The sequence below is a fragment of the Pseudoxanthomonas mexicana genome, assembly GCF_001556105.1.
Lineage (GTDB): Bacteria > Pseudomonadota > Gammaproteobacteria > Xanthomonadales > Xanthomonadaceae > Pseudoxanthomonas_A > Pseudoxanthomonas_A mexicana_A.
In genome coordinates, this window is sequence record NZ_LSIF01000054.1 from 52,056 (window position 1) to 76,802 (window position 24,747).

Annotated in this window: 24 protein-coding genes; 12 read left to right on the forward strand and 12 right to left on the reverse strand. The window is 66.6% G+C overall.

All coding sequences use genetic code 11. The features are described 5' to 3' along the window. Positions 1–46 precede the first annotated feature (46 nt). The 8 genes from AX730_RS08850 to AX730_RS08885 all read right to left on the reverse strand — a co-directional run bounded on the left by AX730_RS08850 (position 47) and on the right by AX730_RS08885 (position 7,423). Complete coding sequence (locus AX730_RS08850; RefSeq protein ID WP_062354979.1) at positions 47–1,087, reverse strand: hypothetical protein; 1,041 nt, start codon at positions 1,085–1,087, stop codon at positions 47–49. Beyond that, the gene (gene nadE / locus AX730_RS08855; protein ID WP_062354982.1) at positions 1,084–2,085 is read right to left on the reverse strand and encodes an NAD(+) synthase; all 1,002 of its coding nucleotides are present in this window, start codon (positions 2,083–2,085) and stop codon (positions 1,084–1,086) included. The genes AX730_RS08850 and nadE overlap by 4 nt, the downstream gene beginning before the upstream one ends. Then, the gene (locus AX730_RS08860) at positions 2,082–2,999 is read right to left on the reverse strand and encodes a N5-glutamine methyltransferase family protein (protein ID WP_062354985.1); all 918 of its coding nucleotides are present in this window, start codon (positions 2,997–2,999) and stop codon (positions 2,082–2,084) included. The genes nadE and AX730_RS08860 overlap by 4 nt, the downstream gene beginning before the upstream one ends. Beyond that, positions 2,996–3,253 (reverse strand): acyl carrier protein, encoded by a 258-nt coding sequence (locus AX730_RS08865; protein WP_157074171.1) that lies wholly within the window; start codon positions 3,251–3,253, stop codon positions 2,996–2,998. The genes AX730_RS08860 and AX730_RS08865 overlap by 4 nt, the downstream gene beginning before the upstream one ends. 2 nt (positions 3,254–3,255) lie before the next feature. Further along, on the reverse strand, positions 3,256–5,226 hold the full coding sequence (gene asnB / locus AX730_RS08870; protein ID WP_062354997.1) for an asparagine synthase (glutamine-hydrolyzing): 1,971 nt from the start codon (positions 5,224–5,226) through the stop codon (positions 3,256–3,258). 369 nt (positions 5,227–5,595) lie between these two features. Then, positions 5,596–6,261 (reverse strand): endonuclease III, encoded by a 666-nt coding sequence (gene nth / locus AX730_RS08875; protein WP_062355000.1) that lies wholly within the window; start codon positions 6,259–6,261, stop codon positions 5,596–5,598. Next, complete coding sequence (locus tag AX730_RS08880) at positions 6,258–6,623, reverse strand: hypothetical protein (RefSeq protein ID WP_062355003.1); 366 nt, start codon at positions 6,621–6,623, stop codon at positions 6,258–6,260. Before AX730_RS08880 ends, nth begins: the two co-directional genes overlap by 4 nt. 17 nt (positions 6,624–6,640) lie before the next feature. Next, positions 6,641–7,423: an enoyl-CoA hydratase/isomerase family protein gene (locus tag AX730_RS08885; protein ID WP_062355006.1), complete on the reverse strand. Its 783-nt coding sequence runs from the start codon at positions 7,421–7,423 to the stop codon at positions 6,641–6,643. Positions 7,424–7,590: 167 nt separating this feature from the next. Here AX730_RS08885 and AX730_RS08890 point away from each other — a divergent pair, with 167 nt between their 5' ends. The 4 genes from AX730_RS08890 to AX730_RS08905 all read left to right on the forward strand — a co-directional run bounded on the left by AX730_RS08890 (position 7,591) and on the right by AX730_RS08905 (position 11,451). Further along, positions 7,591–8,292 (forward strand): FKBP-type peptidyl-prolyl cis-trans isomerase N-terminal domain-containing protein, encoded by a 702-nt coding sequence (locus AX730_RS08890; protein WP_062355009.1) that lies wholly within the window; start codon positions 7,591–7,593, stop codon positions 8,290–8,292. 101 nt (positions 8,293–8,393) lie between these two features. Beyond that, on the forward strand, positions 8,394–9,197 hold the full coding sequence (locus tag AX730_RS08895) for a CoA pyrophosphatase (protein ID WP_062355012.1): 804 nt from the start codon (positions 8,394–8,396) through the stop codon (positions 9,195–9,197). Further along, positions 9,194–10,051: a sulfurtransferase gene (locus AX730_RS08900; RefSeq protein ID WP_062355015.1), complete on the forward strand. Its 858-nt coding sequence runs from the start codon at positions 9,194–9,196 to the stop codon at positions 10,049–10,051. The genes AX730_RS08895 and AX730_RS08900 overlap by 4 nt, the downstream gene beginning before the upstream one ends. A 68-nt stretch (positions 10,052–10,119) precedes the next feature. Then, positions 10,120–11,451: a substrate-binding domain-containing protein gene (locus AX730_RS08905; protein ID WP_232310214.1), complete on the forward strand. Its 1,332-nt coding sequence runs from the start codon at positions 10,120–10,122 to the stop codon at positions 11,449–11,451. Positions 11,452–11,457: 6 nt separating this feature from the next. Here the strand turns inward: AX730_RS08905 and AX730_RS08910 are convergent, their stop codons facing one another. After that, positions 11,458–12,234 (reverse strand): enoyl-CoA hydratase/isomerase family protein, encoded by a 777-nt coding sequence (locus AX730_RS08910; RefSeq protein ID WP_062355020.1) that lies wholly within the window; start codon positions 12,232–12,234, stop codon positions 11,458–11,460. Positions 12,235–12,272: 38 nt separating this feature from the next. Between AX730_RS08910 and AX730_RS08915 the strand changes: the two genes are divergently transcribed. Continuing rightward, positions 12,273–12,716, forward strand: a complete 444-nt coding sequence (locus AX730_RS08915) for a copper chaperone PCu(A)C (RefSeq protein ID WP_062355030.1) — start codon at positions 12,273–12,275, stop codon at positions 12,714–12,716. Positions 12,717–12,740: 24 nt separating this feature from the next. Here AX730_RS08915 and AX730_RS08920 read toward each other — a convergent pair whose 3' ends face one another. Together AX730_RS08920 and uvrA are read right to left on the reverse strand one after the other, a co-directional pair. Continuing rightward, on the reverse strand, positions 12,741–13,160 hold the full coding sequence (locus AX730_RS08920) for an acyl-CoA thioesterase (RefSeq protein ID WP_062355033.1): 420 nt from the start codon (positions 13,158–13,160) through the stop codon (positions 12,741–12,743). Then, positions 13,157–16,108 (reverse strand): excinuclease ABC subunit UvrA, encoded by a 2,952-nt coding sequence (gene uvrA / locus AX730_RS08925; protein ID WP_062355036.1) that lies wholly within the window; start codon positions 16,106–16,108, stop codon positions 13,157–13,159. The genes AX730_RS08920 and uvrA overlap by 4 nt, the downstream gene beginning before the upstream one ends. Before the next feature lie 387 nt (positions 16,109–16,495). Here uvrA and rplU point away from each other — a divergent pair, with 387 nt between their 5' ends. From rplU to cgtA, 3 genes are all read left to right on the forward strand, one after another. Next, positions 16,496–16,804 carry a 50S ribosomal protein L21 gene (gene rplU, locus AX730_RS08930; RefSeq protein ID WP_062355039.1) on the forward strand — a complete coding sequence of 103 codons (309 nt, stop codon included), beginning with the start codon at positions 16,496–16,498 and terminating at the stop codon, positions 16,802–16,804. 12 nt (positions 16,805–16,816) lie between these two features. Further along, on the forward strand, positions 16,817–17,077 hold the full coding sequence (gene rpmA, locus AX730_RS08935; protein WP_062355042.1) for a 50S ribosomal protein L27: 261 nt from the start codon (positions 16,817–16,819) through the stop codon (positions 17,075–17,077). A gap of 115 nt (positions 17,078–17,192) precedes the next feature. Continuing rightward, positions 17,193–18,245, forward strand: a complete 1,053-nt coding sequence (cgtA, locus tag AX730_RS08940; RefSeq protein ID WP_062355045.1) for an Obg family GTPase CgtA — start codon at positions 17,193–17,195, stop codon at positions 18,243–18,245. 133 nt (positions 18,246–18,378) lie between these two features. Here cgtA and rpsT read toward each other — a convergent pair whose 3' ends face one another. Then, positions 18,379–18,648 carry a 30S ribosomal protein S20 gene (gene rpsT / locus AX730_RS08945; protein ID WP_062355047.1) on the reverse strand — a complete coding sequence of 90 codons (270 nt, stop codon included), beginning with the start codon at positions 18,646–18,648 and terminating at the stop codon, positions 18,379–18,381. 127 nt (positions 18,649–18,775) lie between these two features. On the opposite strand from rpsT, the gene murJ reads away from it, so the two are divergent. From murJ to lspA, 4 genes are all read left to right on the forward strand, one after another. Next, positions 18,776–20,386 carry a murein biosynthesis integral membrane protein MurJ gene (murJ, locus tag AX730_RS08950; RefSeq protein ID WP_062355050.1) on the forward strand — a complete coding sequence of 537 codons (1,611 nt, stop codon included), beginning with the start codon at positions 18,776–18,778 and terminating at the stop codon, positions 20,384–20,386. Between the two features lie 81 nt (positions 20,387–20,467). Continuing rightward, complete coding sequence (locus tag AX730_RS08955) at positions 20,468–21,415, forward strand: bifunctional riboflavin kinase/FAD synthetase (protein ID WP_062355052.1); 948 nt, start codon at positions 20,468–20,470, stop codon at positions 21,413–21,415. After that, positions 21,412–24,246: an isoleucine--tRNA ligase gene (gene ileS, locus AX730_RS08960; RefSeq protein WP_062355055.1), complete on the forward strand. Its 2,835-nt coding sequence runs from the start codon at positions 21,412–21,414 to the stop codon at positions 24,244–24,246. The genes AX730_RS08955 and ileS overlap by 4 nt, the downstream gene beginning before the upstream one ends. Next, on the forward strand, positions 24,246–24,740 hold the full coding sequence (lspA, locus tag AX730_RS08965; protein ID WP_062355059.1) for a signal peptidase II: 495 nt from the start codon (positions 24,246–24,248) through the stop codon (positions 24,738–24,740). Before ileS ends, lspA begins: the two co-directional genes overlap by 1 nt. The last annotated feature ends 7 nt before the right edge of the window (positions 24,741–24,747 follow it).

The window sequence follows — 24,747 nt, forward strand, 5'->3', positions numbered from 1 at the left end:
GGGACATGCCATCGGCATGTCCCTTTTGCGTTGCGGTGTCGAAGGTTTATTCGTCCTCGTCGAACGGCGTCAGCCGGAACGCCGCACGCGGCGCTGCGTCGGGCTGCTTCCAGCGCGCATACACGGGGCGTGCCTGGCGGACGAAGAAGCCATGCCTGCGCAGCAGCGCTTTCTCGCCTTCGGGCAGGCAGCCTTCCAGCGAGATCGAGCGGCAGCCCAGCCGAAAGGCGCTGTCCGCGAGTACGGCCAGGCTGCGCGAAGCATCGCCCGCGGGATCGGTCTTGAAGTCGGCCACGCGCAGGGTGTCGCCGTCCTGCCGGCAGACGAACCAGGCGCACGGTTGCGTGTCGCCGTCGCGCCGGACGTAGAGGAAGCGGAAGCTCGCCAGCGGGCAGCGTGCGAATCGCCACTGCAGCGCATCGCGATCGTGCACGCCTTCCAGCGTGCCGGGGCTGGACCATGCCTGCGCGTGCACCGTTTCGTGGGGCGTGGTGCGCCAGGCGGCATGCAGGCGTCGGCCGGTCAACCGGTGAAGCCGGTCGCGCAGACGCACCAGGCGGTCGATGCCGGTGCCCAGCAGGCCGGCCAGTGCGGTGGGTAGCCGGCGCGCCAGATAGGAAGTGTGGCGCACCGCGCGCACGTAGGTGGTCATGTCGCCGACATGGACGTAACCCAGTCGCTTCACCACCGGCACCGCATTGGGGTTGGGGAAACCGTAGACCAGGTCGCCCACCTGGAGGGCCACTTCGCAGGCTGTGCGCTGCAGCAGCAACGCCGGCCCGAGCATGCGGTGTCCGGTCATGACCGCCATGTCCGCGAGCAGGCCGCCGCGGAGTGCCCTGCCGTCCAGCCGCATGTGCCGCCAGCCGACCCCCGCCGTGCCGACGATGGCCTGGCTGGGCTGGTGCACCAGCACCTGCAGCAGCGCCGCATGTGGCGCATGCCGGTAGAACCAGTCCAATTTCAGCGCACGCGCCTGGTCGTCGTGCAGGCTGGACCGCCAGACGTCGACCACGGCGTCCTGATCGCGCACGAAGTCCGCGGGCGTGATCGCGTAGGAACTGCCGTCGGCGAGCGGCGCGTTCACGCAGCGCGTTCGCCCGCGGTGTCGCCGACCGAGACCGTGCCCAGCAGGACCGGGCGCAAGTGCAGCGGCGCCGTGCTCCGGCGTTTCCTGACGATGTCGGCATAGACGGCTTCCGCCTGCTCGACCGTCGTTTCAAGCACGTGCGCGAGCTGCGCCGCCGGCACGTCGTGTTCGAGGCCCCACAACGCCAGGTCCATCGCGCGGTAGGGCAGGGCGAAGTAGAACTCGTCCTGGCCCTGTTCCAGGCTGTAGGTGTCGGTGGTCGGCTGTGCGTTGCACAGCCGCTCCGGCAGGCCGAGGTGGCGGGCCATGCCGTAGACCTGCGATTTGTAGAGATGCGCGATCGGCTTGACGTCGGCCGAGCCATCGCCATTCTTCACGAAGAAACCCTGGTCGTATTCCAGCCGGTTCGGCGTGCCCACCACCGCGTAGTGCAAGCGGTCGGCATGGAAGTATTCGATGGTCTTGCGCAGCCGCTGCTTGTAACTGGTGGCGGCCACGATGGTCAGGTACTCGTGCAGCCGGAGCTCGCGGTCGTGCATCGTGCCATCCGGCGACTGGGCGACCAGGCGGAAGCGGTTGATCGCGCCCTCGCTGCCGCCGGCGATCGCCAGCTTCATCTTCCATGTTTCGTCGTACTCGGGCAGCACGGTGCGAACGGCGGCGTCACGCGCGGCATACGCGCCAATCGCCTCCAACGCGGGCGCGATGTCGAACGTGTCCACGCCCACGCCCAGTGTCTCGGCCAGCAAGCCGGCGCGTGCAGCGCTGTCCGGGTCGGAATCGCGTTCGGGCAGGATCAGGCAGTGCACGCGCTCGCTCCCCAGCGCGCGTACCGCCAGCGCGGCGCAGACCGAGCTGTCGATGCCGCCGGAGATGGCGACCACCAGCCCCCGCCTGCGCAAGGATTGCGCCAAGGTCTCGCGCAGGCGCGCGCAGATGCGCTCGGCTTCCTGTTCGTAGTCGATGTCCAGTGCTTCCCAGCCGAATACGCTCATCCGTTTTCTCCCGTCACGCGGTCCGAGCGTCGCGCCAGCAACGCGCGCACGGCTCCGCTGTCATCCATCAGTTCACGCACGTCGTCCCATGCGCCGTCGTTGCGAAGCCGCCTCGCCATCGCCGCACCCTGGCCCAGCCCGACTTCGAACGCGAGCCAGCCGCCGGGGCGCACGAAGCGGCCGCCGTCCTGCATCAGCCGCGCCAGCAGCGACACGCCGAGCGGACCGCCATCGAACGCCAGCCGGGGCTCGTGCGCGGAGATCTCCTCCGGCATCGCCCCGACCTTCCCGCTGCTGATATACGGCGGATTGCAGAGCAGCAGGTCAACGACACCGTGGAAGGCGTCGTCGTCGAATGGCGCGAGCAGGTCGCCCGCGCGGAACTCGACACGGTCGGACAGACCCAGCAGCGCCGCATTGCGACGCGCAAGGGCCACGGCATCCTCGCTGAGGTCGGCACCGAACACGCGCAGGCCGTCGACATGGAGCGCCAGCGCCAGCGCCAGGTTGCCGGAGCCGGTGCAGACATCGATCGCGATGGCGTTACGGCCGTGCGTGGCGGCCGCGCGCGCAAGTTCGATCGCCGCGCGCCCCAGCAATTCGGTCTCGCGACGTGGGATCAGCGCTTCGGGGCCCGCCAGCAACTCCAGGCCCAGGAAGTGCTGGCGTCCGGTCAGGTGCGCCAGCGGCACGCCCGCCAGGCGCTGCGCCAACAGCGCGTCCAGCCGTTGCTCGGCATCGGCATCCAGGTCGGGCAGTACGGCGGCGGTGGCGGCGACGGCCGACAGCGGCATGCCGGCGGCTGCGGACCACAACGCCTGCAAGGTGTTTTCCGGCGTTTCCTCGGGCTTGTCGTGCGCGGTCTGCCAGTGCGCCTGGAGCGTACGCAGCCGTCGCTCGCTCGCCGCGGTCATGCCGCCTTCGAGCGCATGACGAACGACACGATCCTGTCCACCGAATCGAAATTCTCCGGCACCATCGCCGAGTCTTTCACCTGCACGGCGAAGTTCTCCTCGATCACCAGGACCAGTTCGAGCACGCCGGTGGAGTCGATCACGCCAAGATCCAGCAGCGAGGCGTCGTCGGCGAGCCTGGCCTGGTCGTTGGTGAACATCAGGTTGTTGAGGATGTGGCCGCGGATCTTCTCGCGGATGGTGGTCTCGGTCATGTTCATTCCGTTCCGGTGGCCGGCAGCGTGGTGGTCTGGGGGATGCGATCTCGGATGAAGCCGTCGTGCAGCAGCATCGTCGAGAGGATGCCGACGAAGGCCTGGTTGTCGGCGAAGCCGACAGCGCGTCCGGTGCGGCATTTTTCGAACAGCAGGCGGACCTTGCCGGCGTCGAAGCAGCCGGCATCGCGGATGCGCTCGGCCGACAACAACTCGTCGACGTAGTCGGCCGGGCGGCCGTCGCTGAAGAAGCTGCTGGCGTCCGGTGCCCGGTAGGGTTGCTTGGTGCGGCTGGCGATTTCCGCTGGCAGCAATGGCGCCAGCGCCTTGCGCAGGATGTGCTTTTCGGTCAGTCCGCGCAGCTTCCATTGCGGCGGCAGCCGGTTGGCGAACTCGATCAGCCGATGGTCGAGGAACGGGAAGCGGCCCTCGATGGAGTTGGCCATCGCGACGCGGTCGCCTTGCGAGGAGAGCAGGTACGCGGCCATCAACGACTTCGCTTCCACGTACTGGTCGCGCGCCAGCGGCGACCAGTCCTTGATGGCCGCAGGCAGTCGATCTTCGTAGAACGCGAACGGATCGAATGCACTGATGCGCGCCTGCACATCCGGCGCAAGGAAGGCGAGCGCGCGCCGCGAGGTCGTCCAGCGCGGCGCGTGCGCAAAGATCGGGCGCGGCAGGTGTTCCATGCCCTGTCCGAAGAACGTGCGGGCGAATCCCGGTGTGCCAACCGGCGAATGCTTCAGGTAGCCGTACAGGCGACCCAACAGCAAGTGACGCCATTGCGAGTCGGCGTTGCGCGCCCAGAAGCGCCGCACCTTGGCTTCCTTGAACAGGTCGTAGCCGCCGAATACCTCGTCGGCGCCTTCGCCCGTCAGTACCACCTTGTATCCCGATTGGCGCACTTTTGCGGACAGCAGCATCAGCGGCACCGGCGCCGTACGTAGCACGGGCGCTTCGGTATGCCGGATCAGGGTAGGGAACGCATCGGCGATGTCGCGGCGCGTGCAGTGCAGGGTGGTGTGGTCGGTGCCGAGATGGCGCACCATCGCCTGCTGCTGTTCCCGCTCGTCGAATTCGGCGTCTTCGAACGTCACCGAGAACGTGCGTACCGCGGCGATGCCAGCCTGTTTGACCAGTGCGACGATGCCCGAGGAATCCAGTCCGCCGCTGAGGTAGGCGCCCACCGGCACGTCCGCGCGCAGTTGCAGGCGCACCGCATCGTCGAGCAGGTCGCGCAGCTCATGCACGGCGTCGTCGAAGGAGGTGAAGGCCGGTGCGTCGCCGACGCGCGGGAACGTCCAGTCCCAGTACTGTTCGACGGTGCGGGTGCCGTCCGCCTCCACGGTCATCAGGTGACCGGGTGGCAGGCTCTCGATGCCCGAAAACAGCGTGTCCGGATCGCACGGTCCCCAGAAGGTGAACGCCTGCGCCAGGCCATCCGGATTGATCGCCGCGCATTCCGGCAACACGGCCAGCAGCGCCTTGACCTCGGAGGCGAACCACACGCGTCCGCGCACGGTGGCGTGGTACAGCGGGCGGATGCCGGCGCGATCACGCGCCAGCAGCAGCCTGCGCCGCCGTGCATCCCACAGCGCGATGGCGAACTGGCCGTTGAGCTTTTCGACGAAACGGTCGCCGTCGCGGTGGTAGAGGTGGACGATGACTTCGGTGTCGGACCGCGTGCGGAACCGGTACCCCTGCTTTTCCAGCTCGTCGCGCAATTCGACGTAGTTGAAGATCTCGCCGTTGAACACGGTCCAGACGGTCTCATGGCCGTCGTGCAGCGGCTGTTGGCCGGTGGCGAGGTCGATGATCGCCAGTCGTGCATGCGCCAGGCCGACGCCGGGCGCCAGATGCGTGCCGCTACCGTCCGGTCCGCGGTGGTGCAGCGTGCCGATCATGCGCTGCAGGGCCAGGCGATCTTCGGGAAGACCCTGTACGGCACCGGCGAAACCTGCGATTCCGCACATGCGTCAGCAACCGGCAGGGGGCGGCGCGGCGCGGGCAGTCCGTTGCAGTTGCGGGCGTGCTGGCAGTCGAGGCGTTGGCATGGCGTCGTGCGCTCTCCGGGCGCGTCGTATACGACGCCCCAAGATGGTGGTTGAAAGGTCCAGGCAGGCCGTACGCCCCGTGCTACGTCTGCTTTCGATAAGGTGAACGGACGTCAGATGACATTCCGGACAGCGAAGCCGGACGCCATCGCCCACCCGGTGCCCGTCGCGAAAGGCGTCAAGGCCGCACCGCGGCTGGTTCCGCATGCACGCTCAGCCGACGCAGCGCGTGCCTGGTGACGGCCGGAACGATGGGCGACCTTGACGGCAATCGCTGCCGCAGGCGACTCAGGCCGCGGTCTTTTCCTTGAACCGGCAGAGGTCGCGGATCACGCACTGCGGACAGTCCGGTGTGCGCGCCTTGCAGACATAGCGGCCATGCAGGATCAGCCAGTGATGGGCATCCAGCATGAACTCGGCCGGCACCACCTTCACCAGCTTGTCTTCCACCGTGCGGACGTCCTTCCCCGGCGCCAGGCCGGTGCGGTTGGCGACGCGGAAAATATGCGTGTCCACCGCGATGGTCGGTTCGCCGAAGGCCGTGTTCAACACCACGTTCGCGGTCTTGCGGCCTACGCCGGGCAGCGCTTCCAGTGCATCGCGTGAGCGCGGCACCTCGCCGTCGTGCTGGTCGAGCAGGATGCGGCAGGTGGCGATGACATTCTTGGCCTTGGCGTTGAACAGGCCGATGGTGGAGATGTATTTTTTCAGCCAGTCCTCGCCCAGTGCCAGGATCGCGGCGGGCGTGTTCGCCACCGGAAACAGTCGTCGGGTGGCCTTGTTGACGCCCACGTCCGTCGCCTGCGCGGACAGCGTGACGGCCACCAGCAGCTCGAATGGCGTGCGGTATTCCAGTTCGGTGGTCGGCCTGGGATTGAGTTCGCGCAGGCGCGAGAACAGCTCGACGACCTCGGCGCGCGCCAGCGTGGGGCCGCGCCGTGGCGCAGCCGTCACGGCTTCATCCTTTCGGCCGCCTTGGCTTTGGCGCGGGCGAGGATGGCCGCGGCGCCGGTCGGCAGGGCTGGGCGCGCTTGCTCGGCAACACCGGAAACGCCAGCCGCCTTCAACCGCTTTGCTTCGCGCTCGGCGGCACGCCCCGCCAGTCGGGCCTCGCGTTGCCGGTAACGGTCGCGCGCATCCCAGGCCAACCGCAGGCGACGCCGGACCTGCTCCACGAGGACGACCTCGTCGCCCGCACACGTGCAGGGCCGGAAGGCCATCAGTCCTGCGTCGATCGCGCCATCGATATCGCTGGCCACGAGTCGCGCGTGCAGCGCATGCGCCTGGTCACAGCAAGGGCAGGGCGTGGCGGGCATGGGAACCGACGAAGGACTCAGCGACCGGTGAAGGTCGGCTTGCGGCGCTCGATGAAAGCATGCGTGCCTTCGCGCATGTCATCGGTGGCGAACATCAGGCCGAACTGGGCGCTTTCATACTGCAGGCCTTCTTCGATGCCGCACTCGCCGCCGATGTTGACGACATCGAGCGTCGCACGCAGGGCAAGCGGCGCGGATGCGGCCAGTTGCGCGGCGATCTTCGATGTTTCGGCTTCCAGTTCTGCCGCGGGGACGACACGCGTGACGATCCCCAGTTGGAGTGCGCGCTCGGCCGTGACCGGCGCGCCCAGCAGGCACAATTCCAGCGTGGCGGAACGGCCAGCCAGGCGCAGCAGGCGCTGGCTGCCACCAAAGCCGGGGATCAGCCCCAGGTTGATTTCCGGTTGCCCGACCTTGGCGGTATCCGCGGCGACGCGCAGGTGGCAGCCCATCGCCAGTTCCAGTCCGCCGCCGAGCGCGAAACCGTTGATCATCGCGATGACCGGCTTCGGCAGCGTCTCGATGCTGCGCATCAGCTTCTGTCCGCGCAAGGAGAAGTCCCGCCCTTCGGTTGCGCGCAGGTCCGCCATTTCCGCAATGTCGGCGCCCGCCACGAACGCCTTGGAACCTGCGCCGGTCAGCACCACGACCCGCACTGACGTGTCCCGCGCGGCCTCGTCGAAGGCGATCTGCAAGGCATCCAGCGTGGCGGCGTTGAGGGCGTTCAGTTTGTCGGGACGGTTGACGGTGAAACGGCGGATGCCGGCGTCATCGGCGACAAGGACAAGGGGTTCGGACATGGGTTTTCCGCGTTGATTTGTAAAATTTGAGTGAAATTGGAACTCCGCCGACGTCGTCCTGTCAGACCTGCCTGTCGTCCAGTGGCGGTTAAGCGCCCCGGCGGCTATCCTAACGCGTCCATTCCAGACGGTATGCCGCCGTCGCCCTATCTTCGGAGAGTGTGTTGATGAAGTTGCGTTCGATTGCGGTCGCTGTTGCGGCATTCGCCATGGCCGGTAGCGCCCTGGCCCAGGACGTCTCGTCCGAGAAAGGCAAGCTGAGCTATTACTTCGGTTACGACTATGGCAACAACCTTGCCGAACTGACCGAGCGTGGCGAGCAGCTGGATATCAATTCCGTGGTGAAAGGCCTGCAGGATGCCTACGGCAAGAAGCAGCCCACGCTGACGGCCGAGCAGTTGAAGCCGGCGCTGGAAGCCTTCCAGAAGCGCGAGCAGACGCGTGCCCAGCAGGCCAAGGCGCAGTACGACAAGGTCGCGGCGGAAAACAAGACCAAGAGCGATCAGTTCATCGGTACGTTCAAGGGCCAGGCGGGCGTGAAGACCCTGCCCAGCGGTGTGGCGTACAAGGTGCTGGAGAACGGCACCGGCGCGAAGCCGACGCAGGCCAGCACGGTCGAGCTGCTGGTGTCCGGTCCGTACCCGTTCGGTCAACGTCCGGCGGAGGCCCGTCCGGCCCAGTCGATGAAAGACCTGAAGGTCAGCGCGGTCGAGATGGAAGCGATGCGTGAAGCCCTGCTGCAAATGCCGGCTGGCGCCAAGTGGGAAGTGGCACTGCCGCCGGAAAAGGCCTATGGCGCCGATCCGCGCACCGGTTTCCCGCCGAATGTCGCCGTCGTGTTCGAGATCAAGCTGGTCAGCGTCAAGTAATCCCAGCAATCGTTCCACCTTCTGCGCCGGCCTTGTGCCGGCGCAGTGCTTTTCGGGGTAGGGCGGCGTTTCCGCGTTACCCTCCGCAGGTGCCTCACGAGATGAATACCGCTTTCCGCGCCGTGCTGAGCCCTTGTACCGGCGTTTGCACGCTGGATGATGACGGGCTGTGTGAGGGCTGCCTCCGCACCACGGCCGAGATCGCACGCTGGTCGCAGATGAACGATGACGAGCGCCTTCGCCTGATGGAACACGTACTGCCCTCGCGTGAACGCGCGCGCCAGCCGCTGGAGCAGCGACTCCGCGAAGGGGGCGATCTGCGTCGCGCCTTGCACCCCTTGGATGCCGTGCCGTGTGCGGCAGGCTGGAACCATGACGACCTGATCGATCTGCTGCCGCCCGGCCCGTTGACCGAGGCCGCCGTGCTCGCCGGGTTGGTGCCGCGCGAGGAGGGCACGCAGGTCGTGCTGACGCGACGTACCGATGGACTGCGCCATCACGGTGGCCAAGTGAGTTTCCCCGGCGGTCGCATCGAGCCTTCCGATGCCGACGTGGTCGCTGCAGCACTGCGTGAGAGCCGTGAAGAAATCGCGCTGCAGGCATCGCAGGTCACGCCGCTGGGCTTCCTCGATCCCTTCACCACCATCAGCGGATTCCGCGTGGTGCCCGTCGTGGCGCTGATCGATCCGGCCTTCGTGGCGGTGCCCGAGCCGAACGAAGTGGCGGACGTGTTCGAGGTGCCGCTTGACTACCTGTTGTCGCCCGACAACCTGCGGTGTGTCGAAGTCGACTATCGCGGACGTCGTCGCGTCGTGATGGAATACGCATGGCCTGGGCAGCGCATCTGGGGCGCAACGGCGGCCATCCTGTTCAACCTGCGGCAACGGCTGGAGCAACTTGCATGAACTGGACGACCCTCGTCGACGCTGCTGCTTTGTCAAACGCCGTGGGCGATTCGGGATTGCGGCTGGTCGATGCCCGTTTCGTCATGCTCAACGCAGCGCCGGATGCGGGTCGAAAGGCCTACGCGGAATCGCATCTGCCGGGTGCCGTTTACGCCGACCTCAATCTTGATCTCTCGGATCTGTCGAAGACCGGTGAGGGCCGGCATCCCATGCCCGACAGCGGCGCATTCGCCCGCACGCTGGGTGGGTGGGGCATCGGGCCGTCGCACCAGGTGGTGGTCTACGACGCGGGCGATGGCAGCATGGCGGCCGCTCGTCTGTGGTGGTTGCTGAAGCTGCTCGGTCACGTTCGCGTCGCGGTACTCGACGGCGGTCTGGCCGCATGGCGCGCAGCGGGAGGTGAGGAAACTTCCGAAGTTCTAGCGCCGGCGCCCGTCGCGGCGTATCCGTCGCACTTCGACGCCGGCCAGCTCGTCAATGCGCCGGACATCCTCGCGCGGCTGGACGCGGACAGCGGCTGGCTCATCGATGCCCGGGCCGCCGAACGCTTCCGCGGCGATGTCGAACCCATCGATCCGGTCGCCGGGCATGTTCCCGGCGCGCTCAACCGTCCGTTCGCGCAGAACCTGCGAGACGGCCGCTTCAAGTCGGCTGACGAGCTGCGCACGGAATTGTCGGCGCTGCTGGGGAACCGCTCCCCCGCGAACACCGTGCTGATGTGCGGCTCGGGCGTGACCGCCTGCCATCTGCTGCTCGCCTTCGAACATGCGGGCCTGAAGGGCGCGCGCATCTATCCGGGTTCCTGGAGCGGGTGGGTCGCGGATCCGGCGCATCCGGTCGCGCGCGGCAACTGATCCGGCGGGCCGTCACGGCCCTGTCATCCGCACACGTCACGCTCCCGCGCTTCATTAGGGGGTGATCCGTGTTCCAGCGTTTTCTCAGCGTCGCCTGCGTGGCGGCGACATTGTCCTGCATGGCGTTTCCAGCGGCTGCCCAGGATGCGGAGGCTGAACGCCTGCGTATCCATGGGTCCAATACCGTCGGTGCCGAGGTGATGCCTCGCATCGTGACCGCCTGGCTGCGCTCCATCGGCTACACCCGTATCCAACAACGCAAGGTGCGCGACGACCGCACCGAAGTGGCTGCTGTCCGCGATGGCGAACCATTGATCGTCGAGATCGACCGCCGCGGCTCGGCCCTCGGCTTCCAGGCGTTGGTGAACGGTGAGGCCGAACTGGCGATGATGGCGCGTGCGCCCTCGGCTGCCGAACGCGACGCGGGTTGGCAGCTCGGCGACCTGTCATCGCCGGAGCAGGAGTTTTCCATCGCGCTCGATGGCCTGGCCGTGGTGGTCGACGCGCGCAATCCGATGCGTTCGATCAGTGTGGCGCAGCTGCGCGAGGTGGCCGCCGGCCGCATCCGCAACTGGGCGCAGCTCGGCGGCGCGGATGCACCGATCCACGTGCATGGTGGCCCCGTTCGTGGGGGCAGTCGCGAATTCCTCGAGCAACGCGTCATGGCCGGACAGCCCGCGGCCGCCGTCACCGCGCATCTACGCCTGTGGCAGGCCGCGCACGTCGTGGCGGATGAGCCGAATGCACTGGCGATCGTCGAGCTGACCACGCGGATTCCGCCCGGCACGCGCACGCTGGCTGTCACCGACGGTGGCGTGCCGGTGCAGCCGACGCGCCTCAACGTGGCCAGCGAGGACTATCCGCTGCTGCGCCGCTACCGCCTGTATGGCGCGCCGATGATGTCCGCGCTGGGTCGTAGCCTGGCCCTGTATGCCATCGGCCATGAGGGCCAGCGGGCCGTCGAATCAATCGGACTGCAGTCGATGATGTTGCGTCCGGCGGTGCAGTCGGGCCAGGTGCAAGGTGCTTCCAGCTATCGTGACGCCGTCGCTGGCGCGACACGTATTCCACTGGGCGTGCGTTTCAACATGGGGTCGTTGAGCTCGTTGTTCGAGAGCCGCAGTGCATCGGACATGGAACGGCTAGTCGCCTTCATGAAGTTATCGCAGAACCGGGGGCGATCGGTGGTCGTCGTGGGCTTCGCGGACCACGCGCCGGGCAATCGTCTGTTGCCGACCATGCTGAGCAACGAGCGCGCGGACATGGTCGCCGATCATCTGGTCCGGCAGGGTATTCCGGTGGCGCGGTCGGTCGGCCTGGGCGATGCGCGCCCGCTGACGACGGCAGGCGGCATCGACGCCCGTGCGCGCAACGAACGCGTCGAGGTCTGGCTACGCTGACGTTGCCTACTTTTTGAGCTTGTCCACCAGCGCCCGCAACGCGGTCTGCGTATCGGGTGCGTGCCAGGCATCGACGAAGCGCTCGAGCTGGATCAGCGCCGGATCCAGCGCCTCGACCAGATCGCGCCGGGCGAGCGTACGCGTCTGCAGCATCGGATGGTGCGGCAGGCGCAGCAGCTGCTGCAGCCACGCGATGGAGCGCGCGGTGACCTCGTCCTGGTCAACGAGTTCATCGACCAGCCCGATCTCGAGTGCGCGCTCCGCAGGCACCATCTCGCCAGCGACCAGCAGGCGTTCCGCGCGATAGGGGCCGACGACGCGACGCATCAGGCGCTGGATGCCTTCCGGCACCACCAGGCCCACCTGGGTCTCGTTGAGGCCGAGCGCGAACGGGCGTGCCGGATCCGCGCTGCGCGCCATCACCCGGTAGTCGCAGCACAGCGCCAGCACGCAGCCGCCCGCGGGTGCATGGCCGGTGAGTGCGGCCACCACCGGTACTCGCGATTCGGCCAGCGTGCGCGCCGCGCCGAAGAACGCCTGCCATGCATCGAGCAGGGCGTGGCGGTTGTCGCCGAGCGACAGCAGGTAGGGCACGTCCATGCCGGCCGAGAAGATCTTCGGATTGCCAGCCAGCACGATGCCGCGTGCTCCGTGGTCCAGCGCCGCATTGAGCGCGTCGATCAGGGCGCGGCACAGCTCGGTGTTGAGCGCATTGACCGGCGCACGCGCCAGGCGGATCTCGCGGATGTCGCCGTGGCCGGTGGTTTCGATGAGGCCCGTCATTCATCCGCTCCCTGAGGTCAGGCCGGTATCATAGGCGCATGAACCATCGTATCGAAACGCTCTGCCTGTCCGTCCTGCTGTTGACGTCCGTGGGCGCCGTCCAGGCCGCCGACTGCCTGCCCGTGGTGAAGCACGCATGGGTGCGCCTGCCGCCGGTCGCGATGCCGATGATGGCGGGCTTCGCCCGCATCGAGAATCCGTGTAAAGCGACGGTCAACATCGTTGGCGCCGAAAGCCTCGCCTTCGACGATGTGTCGTTGCACGAAACGCGCGAAGAGAATGGCGTCAGCCGCATGCGCAAGGTTGTCAATCTGCCTGTCGCACCCGGCAAGGCCATCGAATTGAAGCCGGGCGGCCTGCACCTGATGCTGCATGGCCCTTACCAGCCCCTGGCCGAAGGCGAGAAGCCGGTGATCACGTTGAAGCTGGCCGATGGCCGTTCGTTGCCCGTGGTGTTCGAGGCGCGCAAGCGCGCACCCTGATCCCGGCCGCTGTTCGGCGGCGGCTTACTCCGAAGCCGCTCGGATCGCGGCAGGCAATGCCGCGCTCTGGCCGGTCTGCGTATCCATCCAGACGACCACGACGTTGCCGTCCGAATACAGCACGCTGTCGTCCTTGGCCGATACGATGCGGTGGCCGATGGTCACGCTGCTGGTGCCCAGCCGGTCGACGTAGAGTTCGACCACGACATCGTTTGGCCACGTCAGCGGGCGCTTGTAGTTGATGTTGTTGGCGGCCACCACCGGCGCGATGCGGTCGGTCATCGACACGTCCGGCACGGTGAGCATCCAGCGCACGCGCGCCTCTTCCAGGTACGAGATGTACTTGGCGTTGTTGACGTGGCCCATGCTGTCCATGTCGCGCCAGCGCACGCTGATCGGGATCTTCGCCAGCAACTTGCGGCCGGTGTCGTGGGCGTCGCTCATCGTGCAGCCTTCTTCGTCGTGGTCTTGGTGGTCTTCGCGGGTTTCGTGGCGGACTTGCGCGGCGGCAGCACGTCGGGCTTGGCAACCGCGGCCGGCTTGATCGGCTTCGGCGCCTTGGCGGCGGGCAGCAGCTTGGCGAGGAAGCGGCCGGTATGCGAGTCCGGATGCGCCGCGATGTCTTCCGGCGTCCCCGTTGCAAGGATCTGCCCGCCGCGATGGCCGCCTTCCGGCCCCAGGTCGACGACCCAGTCCGCGGTCTTGATGACGTCCAGATTGTGCTCGATCACCACGATGGTGTTGCCGTCGTCGCGCAGCTTGTGCAGCACGGCGAGCAGGTGCTCGATGTCGTGGAAATGCAGGCCGGTCGTGGGCTCATCGAGGATGTAGAGCGTGCGGCCGGTGTCGCGGCGCGACAGTTCCTTCGACAGCTTCACGCGCTGCGCTTCGCCACCCGACAGCGTGGTCGCGCTCTGGCCCAGTTTGACGTAGCTCAAGCCCACGTCCACCAGCGTTTCCAGCTTGCGCGCGATCGACGGCACCGGCTCGAACAGGGTCAGCGCATCCTCGACGGTCATCTCCAGCACGTCGTTGATGTTGTAGCCCTTGTAGAGGATCTCCAGCGTCTCGCGGTTGTAGCGCTTGCCGTGGCAGACGTCGCAGGGCACGTACACGTCCGGCAGGAAGTGCATCTCCACCTTGATCAGGCCGTCGCCCTGGCAGGCTTCGCAGCGACCGCCACGCACGTTGAAGCTGAAACGTCCCGGCGAGTAGCCGCGTGCGCGCGCTTCCGGAACCTGTGCGTACAGCTCGCGCAGCGGAGTGAACAGTCCTGTGTACGTCGCCGGATTCGAACGCGGCGTGCGTCCGATCGGCGACTGGTCGATGTCGACGACCTTGTCGAACAGATCCAGGCCGGTGACTTCGCGATGCGGTGCCGGCTTGTGCGACGCGCCGTTGATTTCGTTGGCGGCCAGCGAGTACAGCGTGTCGTTGATCAGGGTGGATTTTCCCGAACCCGACACTCCGGTAATGCAGGTGAACAGCCCGGACGGGATATCGAGGTCGACGTCTTTCAGGTTGTTGCCAGTGGCGCCCCGCAGGTGCAGCGTCATCTTCGGGTTGGCCTTGTGGCGCGCCTTCGGCACCTCGATCTGGCGCTTGCCGGACAGGTACTGGCCGGTCAGCGAGCGCGGTGAATCCAGCAGATCCTGCAGCGTGCCCTGACCGACGATTTCGCCGCCGTGCACGCCGGCGCCGGGACCGATGTCCAGCACGTAATCCGCCAAACGGATCGCATCCTCGTCGTGCTCGACCACGATCACCGTGTTGCCGAGATCGCGCAGGCGCGTCAGCGTTCCAAGCAGTCGCTCGTTGTCGCGCTGGTGCAGGCCGATGCTGGGCTCGTCGAGTACGTACATCACGCCGACCAGACCTGCACCGATCTGCGAGGCCAAGCGGATACGCTGGGCTTCGCCGCCGGACAGTGTGTCGGCCTTGCGTTCCAGGGTCAGGTAATCCAGGCCGACGTCGACCAGGAAACCGAGGCGCTCGGCGATTTCCTTAACAATCTTCGCCGCGATCTCGCCGCGCCAGCCGGGCAGGTCGAGGCCACGGAAGAACGCGAGTGCTTCATCCACGGGCAACACGACCAGCGACGGCAGCGGACGGTCCGCGACGAACACATTGCGTGCGGACTTGTTGAGGCGCGCGCCCTGGCAGTCGGGGCAGGGGCGGTCGCTGATGTACTTCGCCAGCTCCTCGCGCACCGCCGGTGACTCCGTCTCGCGGTAGCGTCGCTCCAGGTTCGGCACGATGCCTTCGAAGCGGTGCTTGCGCTGCGTGCGGCCACCCGACTCGGTGAGGTAGGTGAAGGTGATGACCTCTTCGCCGCTGCCGTACAGCACGGCTTGCTGGACCTTCTCGGGCAGTGACTGCCACGTGGCGTCGGTGTCGAACTGGTAGTGCTTCGCCAGCGATGCGATCAGCTGGAAGTAGTACGCGTTGCGACGGTCCCAGCCGCGCACGGCACCGGCGGCCAGCGACAGCTCCGGATGCACGACCACGCGAGACGGATCGAAGAACTGCGCCACGCCCAGGCCGTCACAGGTGGGGCATGCGCCGACCGGCGAGTTGAAGGAGAACAGGCGCGGTTCCAGTTCCGGCAACGAGTAGTCGCAGACCGGGCAGGAATATTTCGACGAAAACAGCAGTGGCGCGGAGTCGGGCTGGTCCAGCGACATCACCTGCGCCATGCCATCGCCCAGCTTCAGCGCGGTCTCGAAACTTTCGGCGAGGCGCTGCTTGAGGTCCTCACGCGGACGGAAGCGATCGATCACCGCTTCGATCGTGTGCTTCTGGCGCAGCGCGAGCGGCGGCACCGCATCGATCTCGTACAGTTCGCCATCCACGCGTACGCGCACGAAGCCTTGCGCGCGCAACTGGTCAAACACCTGCGCGTGCTCGCCCTTGCGCTCGCGGATCACCGGCGCCAGCAGCATGTAGCGCTGTTCGCCATCGAGCGCCAGCACCTGGTCGACCATCTGGCTGACCGTCTGCGCTTCCAGCGGATAACCGTGGTCCGGGCAGCGCGGCAGGCCGACACGGGCATACAGCAGGCGCAGGTAGTCGTAGATCTCGGTGATCGTGCCGACGGTGGAGCGCGGGTTGTGGCTGGTCGACTTCTGCTCGATCGAGATAGCTGGCGACAGGCCTTCGATGTGGTCGACGTCTGGCTTTTCCATCACCGACAGGAACTGCCGCGCGTACGCCGACAGCGATTCGACGTAGCGGCGCTGGCCTTCGGCGTAGATGGTGTCGAACGCCAGCGACGACTTGCCGGAGCCGGACAGGCCGGTGATCACGATCAGCTTGTCGCGCGGCAGGTCGAGATCGATGTTCTTGAGATTGTGGGTACGGGCTCCGCGGATGCGGATGTAGTCCATGGCCATCGGGTGGGGGATCCGGAAAGCGAACAAGGAAGCGTAGCGGTCTGCCTAGGTGGGGGCAAATACCGCTTTTGCCAGTGCGGATGAGGGGGCAGGTGGGACGGCAGTCTGCCCCGGAGCGGGGCGCTCATCTCTCCGGGACGATTGGTAACGCCTTGATTTTCAAGGGCTGGACGGCGTGGGTGAGGGGCTCCCGCTGCCAACGACGCCAGTCTGACTTGCCATGAGGACAGGAAATGTCCGCAAAGACCGTCGCGCCGACGCGGGCGGGATGAGTCCGGGTCAGGGGCGGGTTGACCGTAACTCCATGAATCCACTAAAATTCCGCTTCTGTCCGCCCTCGATGGCAGGCAGGCTCCAGAAAATAACTACAGAAACCAAGGAATCCACATGTACGCAGTCGTAGTCACGGGCGGTAAGCAGTACCGCGTGATGAAGGGCGAGACGCTCCGCGTCGAGAAGCTCGAGGCCGAAGCCGGCAACGAGATCACCTTCGACAACATCCTGATGCTGGGCGATGGCGAGACCATCAGCCTGGGCGACGCCCTGAAGGGCGCCAGCGTGACCGCCAAGGTCGTCGGCCATGGCCGCGCCGACAAGGTCCGCATCATCAAGTTCCGCCGCCGCAAGCACCACATGAAGCGCCAGGGTCACCGGCAGCACTACACCGAAATCGAAATCACCGGCATCACCAAGTAAGGAGAAGCAGTCATGGCACACAAAAAAGGCGTAGGTTCCTCGCGCAACGGCCGCGACTCCAATCCGAAGATGCTGGGCGTCAAGGTCTTTGGTGGTCAGGCGATCGATGCGGGCAACATCATCATCCGCCAGCGCGGCACCCAGTTCCATCCGGGTCCGGGCGTCGGCCTGGGTCGCGACCACACGCTATTCGCGCTGGTCGACGGCAAGGTCGAGTTCTCGGTCAAGGGCGCCAAGAAGCGCCGCACCGTGAGCGTGGTCGCGGAAGCCTGAGGCTTCCCCACACGCCGAGCGAAGGGCCCCGCCGCGTGCGGGGCTTTTCGTTTGCGGGGCCTGTTTTGCGATCCCGCGTCCGTTCCATCCTTCCTCATCACCCCAGTCCAATCCCATGAAACTCGTAGACGAAGCAGAAATCCAGGTCGGCGCCGGCAACGGCGGCAACGGTTGCGTGGGGTTCCGCCGCGAGAAGTTCATTCCGCTGGGTGGCCCGGACGGTGGTGATGGCGGCAACGGCGGCAGCGTCTGGCTGCAGGCCGACGAAAACCTCAACACGCTGGTCGACTTCCGTCACCAGACCCAGTTCCGCGCGCAGCGTGGCGAGAACGGCATGGGCCGGCAGATGTACGGCAAGGCCGGAGAAGACCTGACCATCACGGTGCCGGTCGGCACGGTGGTGACCAACGTCAGCACCGACGAAGTGATCGGCGACCTCACGCAGCACGGCGACCGCCTGCTGGTGGCCAAGGGGGGCAAGGGCGGCTTGGGCAACATGCATTTCAAGAGCTCCATCACCCGCGCGCCGCGCAAGGCGACGCCGGGCGAGGAGGGCGAAGAGCGTCTGCTGAAGCTGGAGTTGAAGCTGCTGGCCGACGTCGGCCTGCTCGGATTCCCGAACGCCGGCAAGAGCACCTTCATCCGCGCCGTATCGGCGGCGACGCCGAAGGTGGCGGACTACCCGTTCACCACGCTGTACCCCAACCTGGGCGTGGTCAGTGTGGAAGCGCACCGCAGCTTCGTGATCGCCGACATCCCGGGTCTGATCGAGGGCGCCGCCGATGGCGCCGGCCTCGGCGCGACGTTCTTGCGCCATCTACAGCGCACGCGCATTCTGCTGCACCTGGTGGACATGGCGCCGATGGAAGGCGGTGTGGAAGACGTTGATCCGGTCGAGCAGGTCCGTGCCATCGAGCGCGAGCTGGAGAAGCACGATCCCGAACTGCTGCAGAAGCCGCGCTGGCTGGTGCTCAACAAGGCCGACCTGATGTTCGAGGACGAAGCCAAGGAGCGCGCGGACGAGATCATCGCCAGCCTCGGCTGGACCCAGCCGTGGTTCCAGGTGTCCGCCATTTCCCGCGAAGGCACCTGGCCGATCATGAAGGACGTCATGGCCTTCTTCGATCGCCAGAAGGAAGACGCCGAAGAGGCGGCCCGCGAGGGCTGAGATGAAAAACCCGCCGGAAGGCGGGTTTTTCTGTAGTGAACTCTGCTTCGTTTCCCGCTGGTCCTCCCGACGCGCAAAAAGAAACCCGCCTTTCGGCGGGTTCCCGTGTCTTCGCGTTGCGTACCGCCGTGAATCAGGCCGCTTGCAGGGCCTTGATGCGGGCGTTCAGGCGGCTCTTGTGGCGGGCAGCCTTGTTCTTGTGGATCAGGCCGCGCGAGCTCAGGCGGTCGAGGATCGGCTGGGCCGACACGAACGCAGCCTGGGCGCCGGCGGCGTCATTGGCGTCGAGCGCCTTAAGGACTTTCTTGACGGCGGTGCGCAGCATCGAACGCTGACCGGCATTGCGCGCATTGCGCACGACGGTCTGCTTGGCGCGCTTCTTGGCGGACTTGATATTGGCCACAGTGGGATTCCTGATGAATACCTGAGAGAATTCAGGGGGTGAACGGAAGACGGGTAATTGAGCCGGAAATTATGGGGCATTCAATGGGTTGCGTCAACCTGGGTCGTCCCGGGGCAAAGGGGGGGCGATGAGCGGCAAACTTCTGCGCTCTGCCGCGGTTTTCAGCTCCATGACCTTCCTGTCCCGGCTGTCCGGCCTGGTCCGGGACCAGGTCTACGCCCATGTCTTCGGCGCCAGCGCGATGATGGATGCCTTCTTCGTGGCGTTCCGCATCCCGAACTTCATGCGGCGGCTGTCGGCCGAAGGCTCGTTCTCGATGGCCTTCGTCCCCGTGCTGGCCGAGTACAAGACCACCCGCAGCGCCGACGAGGTCAAGGCCCTGGTCGACCGTGTGGCCGGCACCCTGGCCGCCGCACTGCTGGTGCTGACGGCCATCGTCATCCTGCTGGCGGGGCCGATCGCCCGCCTGATCGCGCCGAACTTCGACGACGTGCAGATGGCGATACTGACCGACCTGTTGCGGATCACGTTCCCCTACGCCCTGTTCATTTCGCTGGCCTCGCTGGCGGGGGCGATCCTCAACAGCTATCAGCGTTTCGCCATTCCGGCGCTGTCCCCGATCCTGCTGAACGTGGCGATGATCTCGGCCGCGCTGGCCGCCAAGGGCTGGTTCGACAGCTCGGTCATGGTGCTGGGGTGGGGCGTCTTCATCGCCGGCGTCCTGCAGTTGGGGTTCCAGTTGCCGTCGCTGTTCCGTCTGGGGCTGCTGCCGCGGCCCCGGCTGGATGTGGCCCATGCCGGTGTGCGCAGGATCATGACGCTGATGGTGCCCACGCTGTTTGGTTCCTCGGTGGCGCAGTTCAACCTGCTGCTGAATACCTGGGTGGCGACGTTGCTCATCAGCGGCAGCGTCAGTTGGCTGTATTACAGCGACCGACTGCTGGAGTTTCCGCTGGGCATGTTCGGCGTGGCGATCGGCACGGTGATCCTGCCGCATCTGTCCAGCCGCCATGCCGAAACCGATCCGGAAGGCTATTCGAAAGGATTGGACTGGGGCTTCCGGCTCTGCCTGCTGATCGGACTGCCGGCCTGCGCCGGCTTGATCCTGTGTGCCCAGCCGCTGTTGGCGACGCTGTTCCAGTACGGCCGGTTCGGTGCTACCGACGTGCAGATGGCCAGCTGGAGCCTGATGACGCAGTCCATCGCGGTGCCGGCGTTCCTGCTGGTGAAGGTGCTGGCGCCGGCGTTCTATTCGCGGCAGGACACCCGCACGCCCGTCAGGGCGGCGGTGGTGGCGGTGCTGACCAATGCGCTGTGCACGGTGCTGTTCTTCGCCGCCATGCTCTACGGCACCGAGCCGGGCCGGCAGGCGCTGCTGGCCAGCGGAGGCAACCTGCGGCTCGCCCTCGGTGAGGTGCAGGGCGCCCATGCGCTGCTGGCGCTGGCCATCGCCATCGCAGGCTGGGTCAACGCCCTGCAACTGGCCTGGCTGCTGCGCAAGGCCGGCGTCTACCGTCGGCAGCCGGGCTGGGCCCGGTTCCTGCGCCAGATCGTCCTGGCCACGGTGGCGATGGTCCTGGTGGTGCTGGCGTTCCGTTTCGTCTGGGTCGACTGGACGCCGTGGGCCTGGTGGGAGCGCGGCTGGCGGCTGGCGGTGATGGTCGGTGCGGGTGGCGGGCTCTATGCCGGCCTGCTGTACCTGCAGGGCGTCCGGCCGCGTGACCTGCGTGGGCATTGAGGAACGGCAGGGCCGGCTATACTTCAAGGTCTTGCAACATCCCGGATCCGCCGCCTGGCGCATCCGTCCTGACAGGAATCCATGAGCAGGCTGTTCCGTGACGTCGATGGCGGGCCTCTGTGCCCGCACGGTAGCGTGGTCTGCATCGGCGCCTTCGATGGCCTGCACCTGGGCCACCGTGCGCTGGTGCGGCATGCCGTCACGCGTGCCCGTGCGCTGGGCGTGCCGGCCGTGGTGGTGACGTTCGAACCGCTGCCGCGCGAGTTCTTCGCCAAGGACAACCCGCCGCCGCGGCTGACGCTGGCGCGGGCCAAGGTGGAAGGTCTGCTCGACCTGGGCGCCGACCACGTCGGCCTGCTGCGTTTCGACGCGAAACTCTCCGCCATGACGGCCGACGACTTCGCCTGCACCCTGCTGGCGGGTCGCCTGGGTGCGAAGGAAGTCTGGATCGGCCCCGAGTTTCGTTTCGGCCACCGCCGCGGGGGCGATCTCGCCCTGCTGCAGGCGATGGGCAGCGAGCTTGGCTTCAGCGCCGGCGAGATCGAACCCGTGCACGCGCACGGTGATCGCGTTTCCAGCACCCGCATCCGCGAGGCGCTGAGAGGCGGCGACTTCGATACCGCCGCACGGCTGCTCGGTCGGCCGTATGCGATCGGTGGCCGGGTCGTGCGCGGCAAGCAGCTCGGCCGCACGCTCGGTTTTCCCACCGCCAACCTGCGCTTCCCGAAGACGCCCGCGCTGTCCGGCATCTACGCAACCTGGGTGCACGGCGTCGGCGGCCGGCCTTGGCCTTCGGTGTCCAGCTTCGGCACGCGGCCGACCGTGGACGGCGTGGAGCCGCTGCTGGAAGCGCACCTGTTCGACTTCGCCGGCGACCTCTACGGGCGCCATCTCGATGTCGAATTCGTCGCCAAGCTGCGCGACGAACTGAAATTCCCCGATCTGCCCAGCCTCAGTGTGCAGATGCACCGCGACGCGGACGACGCGCGCGCGATCCTTTCCGAACATCAACGACGAGCAACGGCGTGAGCCAGGATTACAAAGCGACCCTCCATCTGCCCGCCACGGATTTCCCGATGCGCGGCGACCTGCCCAAGCGCGAGCCGGACACGCTGGCCCGCTGGGAAAGCCAGGGCCTGTACACGCAGCTGCGCGACAACGCCAAGGGCCGCCCGCTGTTCGTGCTGCACGACGGCCCGCCGTATGCCAACGGCGCGATCCACCTGGGCCACGCGGTCAACAAGATCCTCAAGGACATCATCGTCAAGTCGCGCTACCTGGCCGGCTTCGATGCGCCGTACATCCCGGGCTGGGATTGCCACGGCCTGCCGATCGAGATCGCCATCGAGAAGAAGTTCGGCAAGGTCGGCGTGAAGCTGGATGCGGTCGAGTTCCGGCAGAAGTGCCGCGAATACGCCGAGTCGCAGATCGAGATCCAGCGCAAGGACTTCAAGCGCCTGGGCGTGATCGGCGACTGGGACAACCCGTACAAGACGCTCGACTTCCGCTTCGAAGCCAACGAGATGCGCGCGCTGGCGAAGATCGTCGCCAACGGCCACCTGACCCGTGGCGTGAAGCCGGTGCACTGGTGCTTCGACTGCGGTTCGGCACTGGCCGAAGCCGAGATCGAATACGCCGACAAGGTGTCGCCGGCCGTCGATGTCGCGTACATCGTCCGGAACGCGCGTGAAATGGCGGCTACTGAATTTGGCTACCAACTCGATGATGGGGTCGAGGTCGCGCTGCCGATCTGGACGACAACACCGTGGACGCTGCCCGCAAGTCTTGCAGTCAGCCTCGGTGATCTTCTTGAATACGTGCTGGTTGAAGGCCCGCGTACGGCAGACGGTCGACGCAGGCTGCTTATCCTGGCAGAGGCTCTCGCACAACGGGCTCTGGCTCGCTATGGAGTGACCGATGTCGTGATCCACGGTAAAGCCTACGGCGGCGACCTGGAAAACTACGTTCTTCAACACCCATTCTACGATCGCGAAATTCCAGTGATCTTGGGCAGCCACGTGTCGGCCGAAGACGGTACCGGCGCCGTGCACACCGCGCCCGGCCACGGCCAGGAAGACTATGTCGTCAGCAAGCAGTACGGCCTGCTCGACAAGTACACCGCCGCCCAGCTCAACCCGGTCGACGGCCGCGGCGTGTACCTGCCGTCCACGCCGGCCGCGCATGGCGTCGAACTCGCCGGCCTGCATATCTGGAAGGCGAACGACACGATCATCGAGGTGCTGAAGCAGAGCGGCGCGTTGCTCGCCTTCAGCAAGCTTGATCACAGCTACCCGCACTGCTGGCGCCACAAGACGCCCATCGCGTTCCGCGCTACGCCGCAATGGTTCATCTCGATGGAGCAGGCCAACCTGCGCGCCGATGCGCTCGAGGCGATCAAGCACGTCGGCTGGTTCCCGCAGTGGGGCGAAGCCCGCATCGCCGGCATGGTGGACGGACGCCCGGACTGGACCATCTCGCGCCAGCGCACCTGGGGCGTGCCGATCGCGCTGTTCGTGCATCGCGAGACCGGCGAACCGCATCCGCGCAGCGTCGAGCTGATGCGTGCCGTCGCCGACAAGGTGGAGCAGGGCGGCGTCGACGTCTGGTACACGCTGGATGCCGCCGAGCTGCTGGGCGACGAGGCGAAGGACTACGACAAGATCACCGACATCCTCGATGTCTGGTTCGATTCCGGCGTCACCCACGAAGCGGTGCTGCTGGAACGCGGCATCCCCAAGCCGGCCGACCTCTACCTGGAAGGCTCCGACCAGCACCGTGGCTGGTTCCAGTCCTCGCTGCTGACCGGCGTGGCGATCGACAAGGCCGCACCGTACCGGCAGTGCCTCACCCACGGTTTCACTGTGGACGAGCACGGCCGCAAGATGTCGAAGTCGCTCGGCAACGGCATCGAGCCGCAGGACATCATGAAGACCCTCGGCGCCGACATCCTGCGCCTGTGGATCGCCAGCGCCGACTACAGCAACGAGATGTCGCTGTCGCAGGAAATCCTGAAGCGCAACGCCGATGCCTACCGGCGCCTGCGCAACACCGCGCGCTTCCTGCTGAGCAACCTCAATGGTTTCGATCCAGCGCGCGACCTGCTGGCGCCGGCCGACATGGTCGCGCTGGACCGCTGGATCGTGCACCGCGCCTACGAGGTGCAGGAGAAGATCAAGGCCGCGTATGACCGCTACGATTTCGCCGAGATCGTGCAGGCCCTGCTGAACTTCTGCAGCGTCGACCTGGGTTCGCTGTACCTGGACGTCACCAAGGACCGCCTGTACACGATGCGCGAGGATTCGCGCGGCCGTCGCAGCGCGCAGAGCGCGATGTTCCATATCGCCGAAGCCTTCGTGCGCTGGATCGCGCCGGTGCTCAGCTTCACCGCTGACGAGATGTGGGGCTACCTGCCCGGCGAGCGGACCGGCAACGTGCTGTTCGCCACTTGGTACGACGGCCTGGCGCCGCTGCCGGAGGGCGCCGCGCTGAACGCCGCCGACTTCGACCAGCTGCTGGCCCTGCGCGAGCAGGTCGCCAAGGTGCTGGAGCCGATGCGCGCCAACGGCCTGATCGGTGCGGCGCTGGAAGCCGAGATCGCGGTGTCGGTGAATGCCGTCACCGCCGCCAAATGGCAGCCGCTGGCCGAGGAGCTGCGCTTCTTCTTCATCAGTGGCGACGTCACCGTCAGCGAAGTCAGCGCCGACGAGACCTTCGTGCTGGCCACGCCGACCACCAAGACCAAATGCGTGCGCTGCTGGCATTACCGCGCCGATGTCGGCCAGCATGCCGCGCATCCCGAGCTGTGCGGCCGCTGCGTCGACAACATCGACGGCGCCGGCGAAAACCGGGTGTGGTTCTGATGGCCGCCGCTCCGAAACCCAATGCGCTGGTCTGGCTGCTGCTGTCGGTCATCGTCATCGTGCTCGACCAGTGGACCAAGGCCTGGGTGCTGTCCTCGCTGCCGGAGTACACCGCCATCCCGGTGATCGAGGGATTCTGGAACTGGTACCGCACCTACAACACCGGTGCGGCCTTCAGCTTCCTGGCCGATGCCGGCGGTTGGCAGCTGTGGTTCTTCACCGTGCTGGCGGTGGGCATCAGTGGCCTGCTGGGCTTCTGGCTGTCGCGCACCGCGCGCGGCGACTGGCGCCAGGCGCTGCCGTACGCGCTGGTCATCGGTGGCGCGCTGGGCAACGTCATCGACCGGCAGATCCACGGCCACGTCATCGATTTCATCCAGTGGCATTGGCGCGACTACTACTGGCCGGCGTTCAACATCGCGGACTGCGCGGTGGTGGGTGGGGCCATCGGCATCGCGCTGTTCGGGGTGTTCGACGGCAAGAAGAAAGCGTGACGTTGGC

Bases quoted from the DNA above. Each gene is read 5' to 3' on its own strand.
- AX730_RS08955 (WP_062355052.1), top strand. From the start codon at position 20,468: ATGAGCAGGCTGTTCCGTGACGTCGATGGCGGGCCTCTGTGCCCGCAC.
- AX730_RS08885 (WP_062355006.1), bottom strand. From the start codon at position 7,423: ATGTCCGAACCCCTTGTCCTTGTCGCCGATGACGCCGGCATCCGCCGT.
- AX730_RS08915 (WP_062355030.1), top strand. From the start codon at position 12,273: ATGAACCATCGTATCGAAACGCTCTGCCTGTCCGTCCTGCTGTTGACG.
- AX730_RS08920 (WP_062355033.1), bottom strand. From the start codon at position 13,160: ATGAGCGACGCCCACGACACCGGCCGCAAGTTGCTGGCGAAGATCCCG.
- AX730_RS08890 (WP_062355009.1), top strand. From the start codon at position 7,591: ATGAAGTTGCGTTCGATTGCGGTCGCTGTTGCGGCATTCGCCATGGCC.
- AX730_RS08880 (WP_062355003.1), bottom strand. From the start codon at position 6,623: ATGCCCGCCACGCCCTGCCCTTGCTGTGACCAGGCGCATGCGCTGCAC.
- uvrA (WP_062355036.1), bottom strand. From the start codon at position 16,108: ATGGCCATGGACTACATCCGCATCCGCGGAGCCCGTACCCACAATCTC.
- lspA (WP_062355059.1), top strand. From the start codon at position 24,246: ATGGCCGCCGCTCCGAAACCCAATGCGCTGGTCTGGCTGCTGCTGTCG.
- murJ (WP_062355050.1), top strand. From the start codon at position 18,776: ATGAGCGGCAAACTTCTGCGCTCTGCCGCGGTTTTCAGCTCCATGACC.
- AX730_RS08865 (WP_157074171.1), bottom strand. From the start codon at position 3,253: ATGACCGAGACCACCATCCGCGAGAAGATCCGCGGCCACATCCTCAAC.
- AX730_RS08900 (WP_062355015.1), top strand. From the start codon at position 9,194: ATGAACTGGACGACCCTCGTCGACGCTGCTGCTTTGTCAAACGCCGTG.
- rpmA (WP_062355042.1), top strand. From the start codon at position 16,817: ATGGCACACAAAAAAGGCGTAGGTTCCTCGCGCAACGGCCGCGACTCC.
- nadE (WP_062354982.1), bottom strand. From the start codon at position 2,085: ATGAGCGTATTCGGCTGGGAAGCACTGGACATCGACTACGAACAGGAA.
- asnB (WP_062354997.1), bottom strand. From the start codon at position 5,226: ATGTGCGGAATCGCAGGTTTCGCCGGTGCCGTACAGGGTCTTCCCGAA.
- AX730_RS08895 (WP_062355012.1), top strand. From the start codon at position 8,394: ATGAATACCGCTTTCCGCGCCGTGCTGAGCCCTTGTACCGGCGTTTGC.
- AX730_RS08860 (WP_062354985.1), bottom strand. From the start codon at position 2,999: ATGACCGCGGCGAGCGAGCGACGGCTGCGTACGCTCCAGGCGCACTGG.
- rplU (WP_062355039.1), top strand. From the start codon at position 16,496: ATGTACGCAGTCGTAGTCACGGGCGGTAAGCAGTACCGCGTGATGAAG.
- AX730_RS08910 (WP_062355020.1), bottom strand. From the start codon at position 12,234: ATGACGGGCCTCATCGAAACCACCGGCCACGGCGACATCCGCGAGATC.
- cgtA (WP_062355045.1), top strand. From the start codon at position 17,193: ATGAAACTCGTAGACGAAGCAGAAATCCAGGTCGGCGCCGGCAACGGC.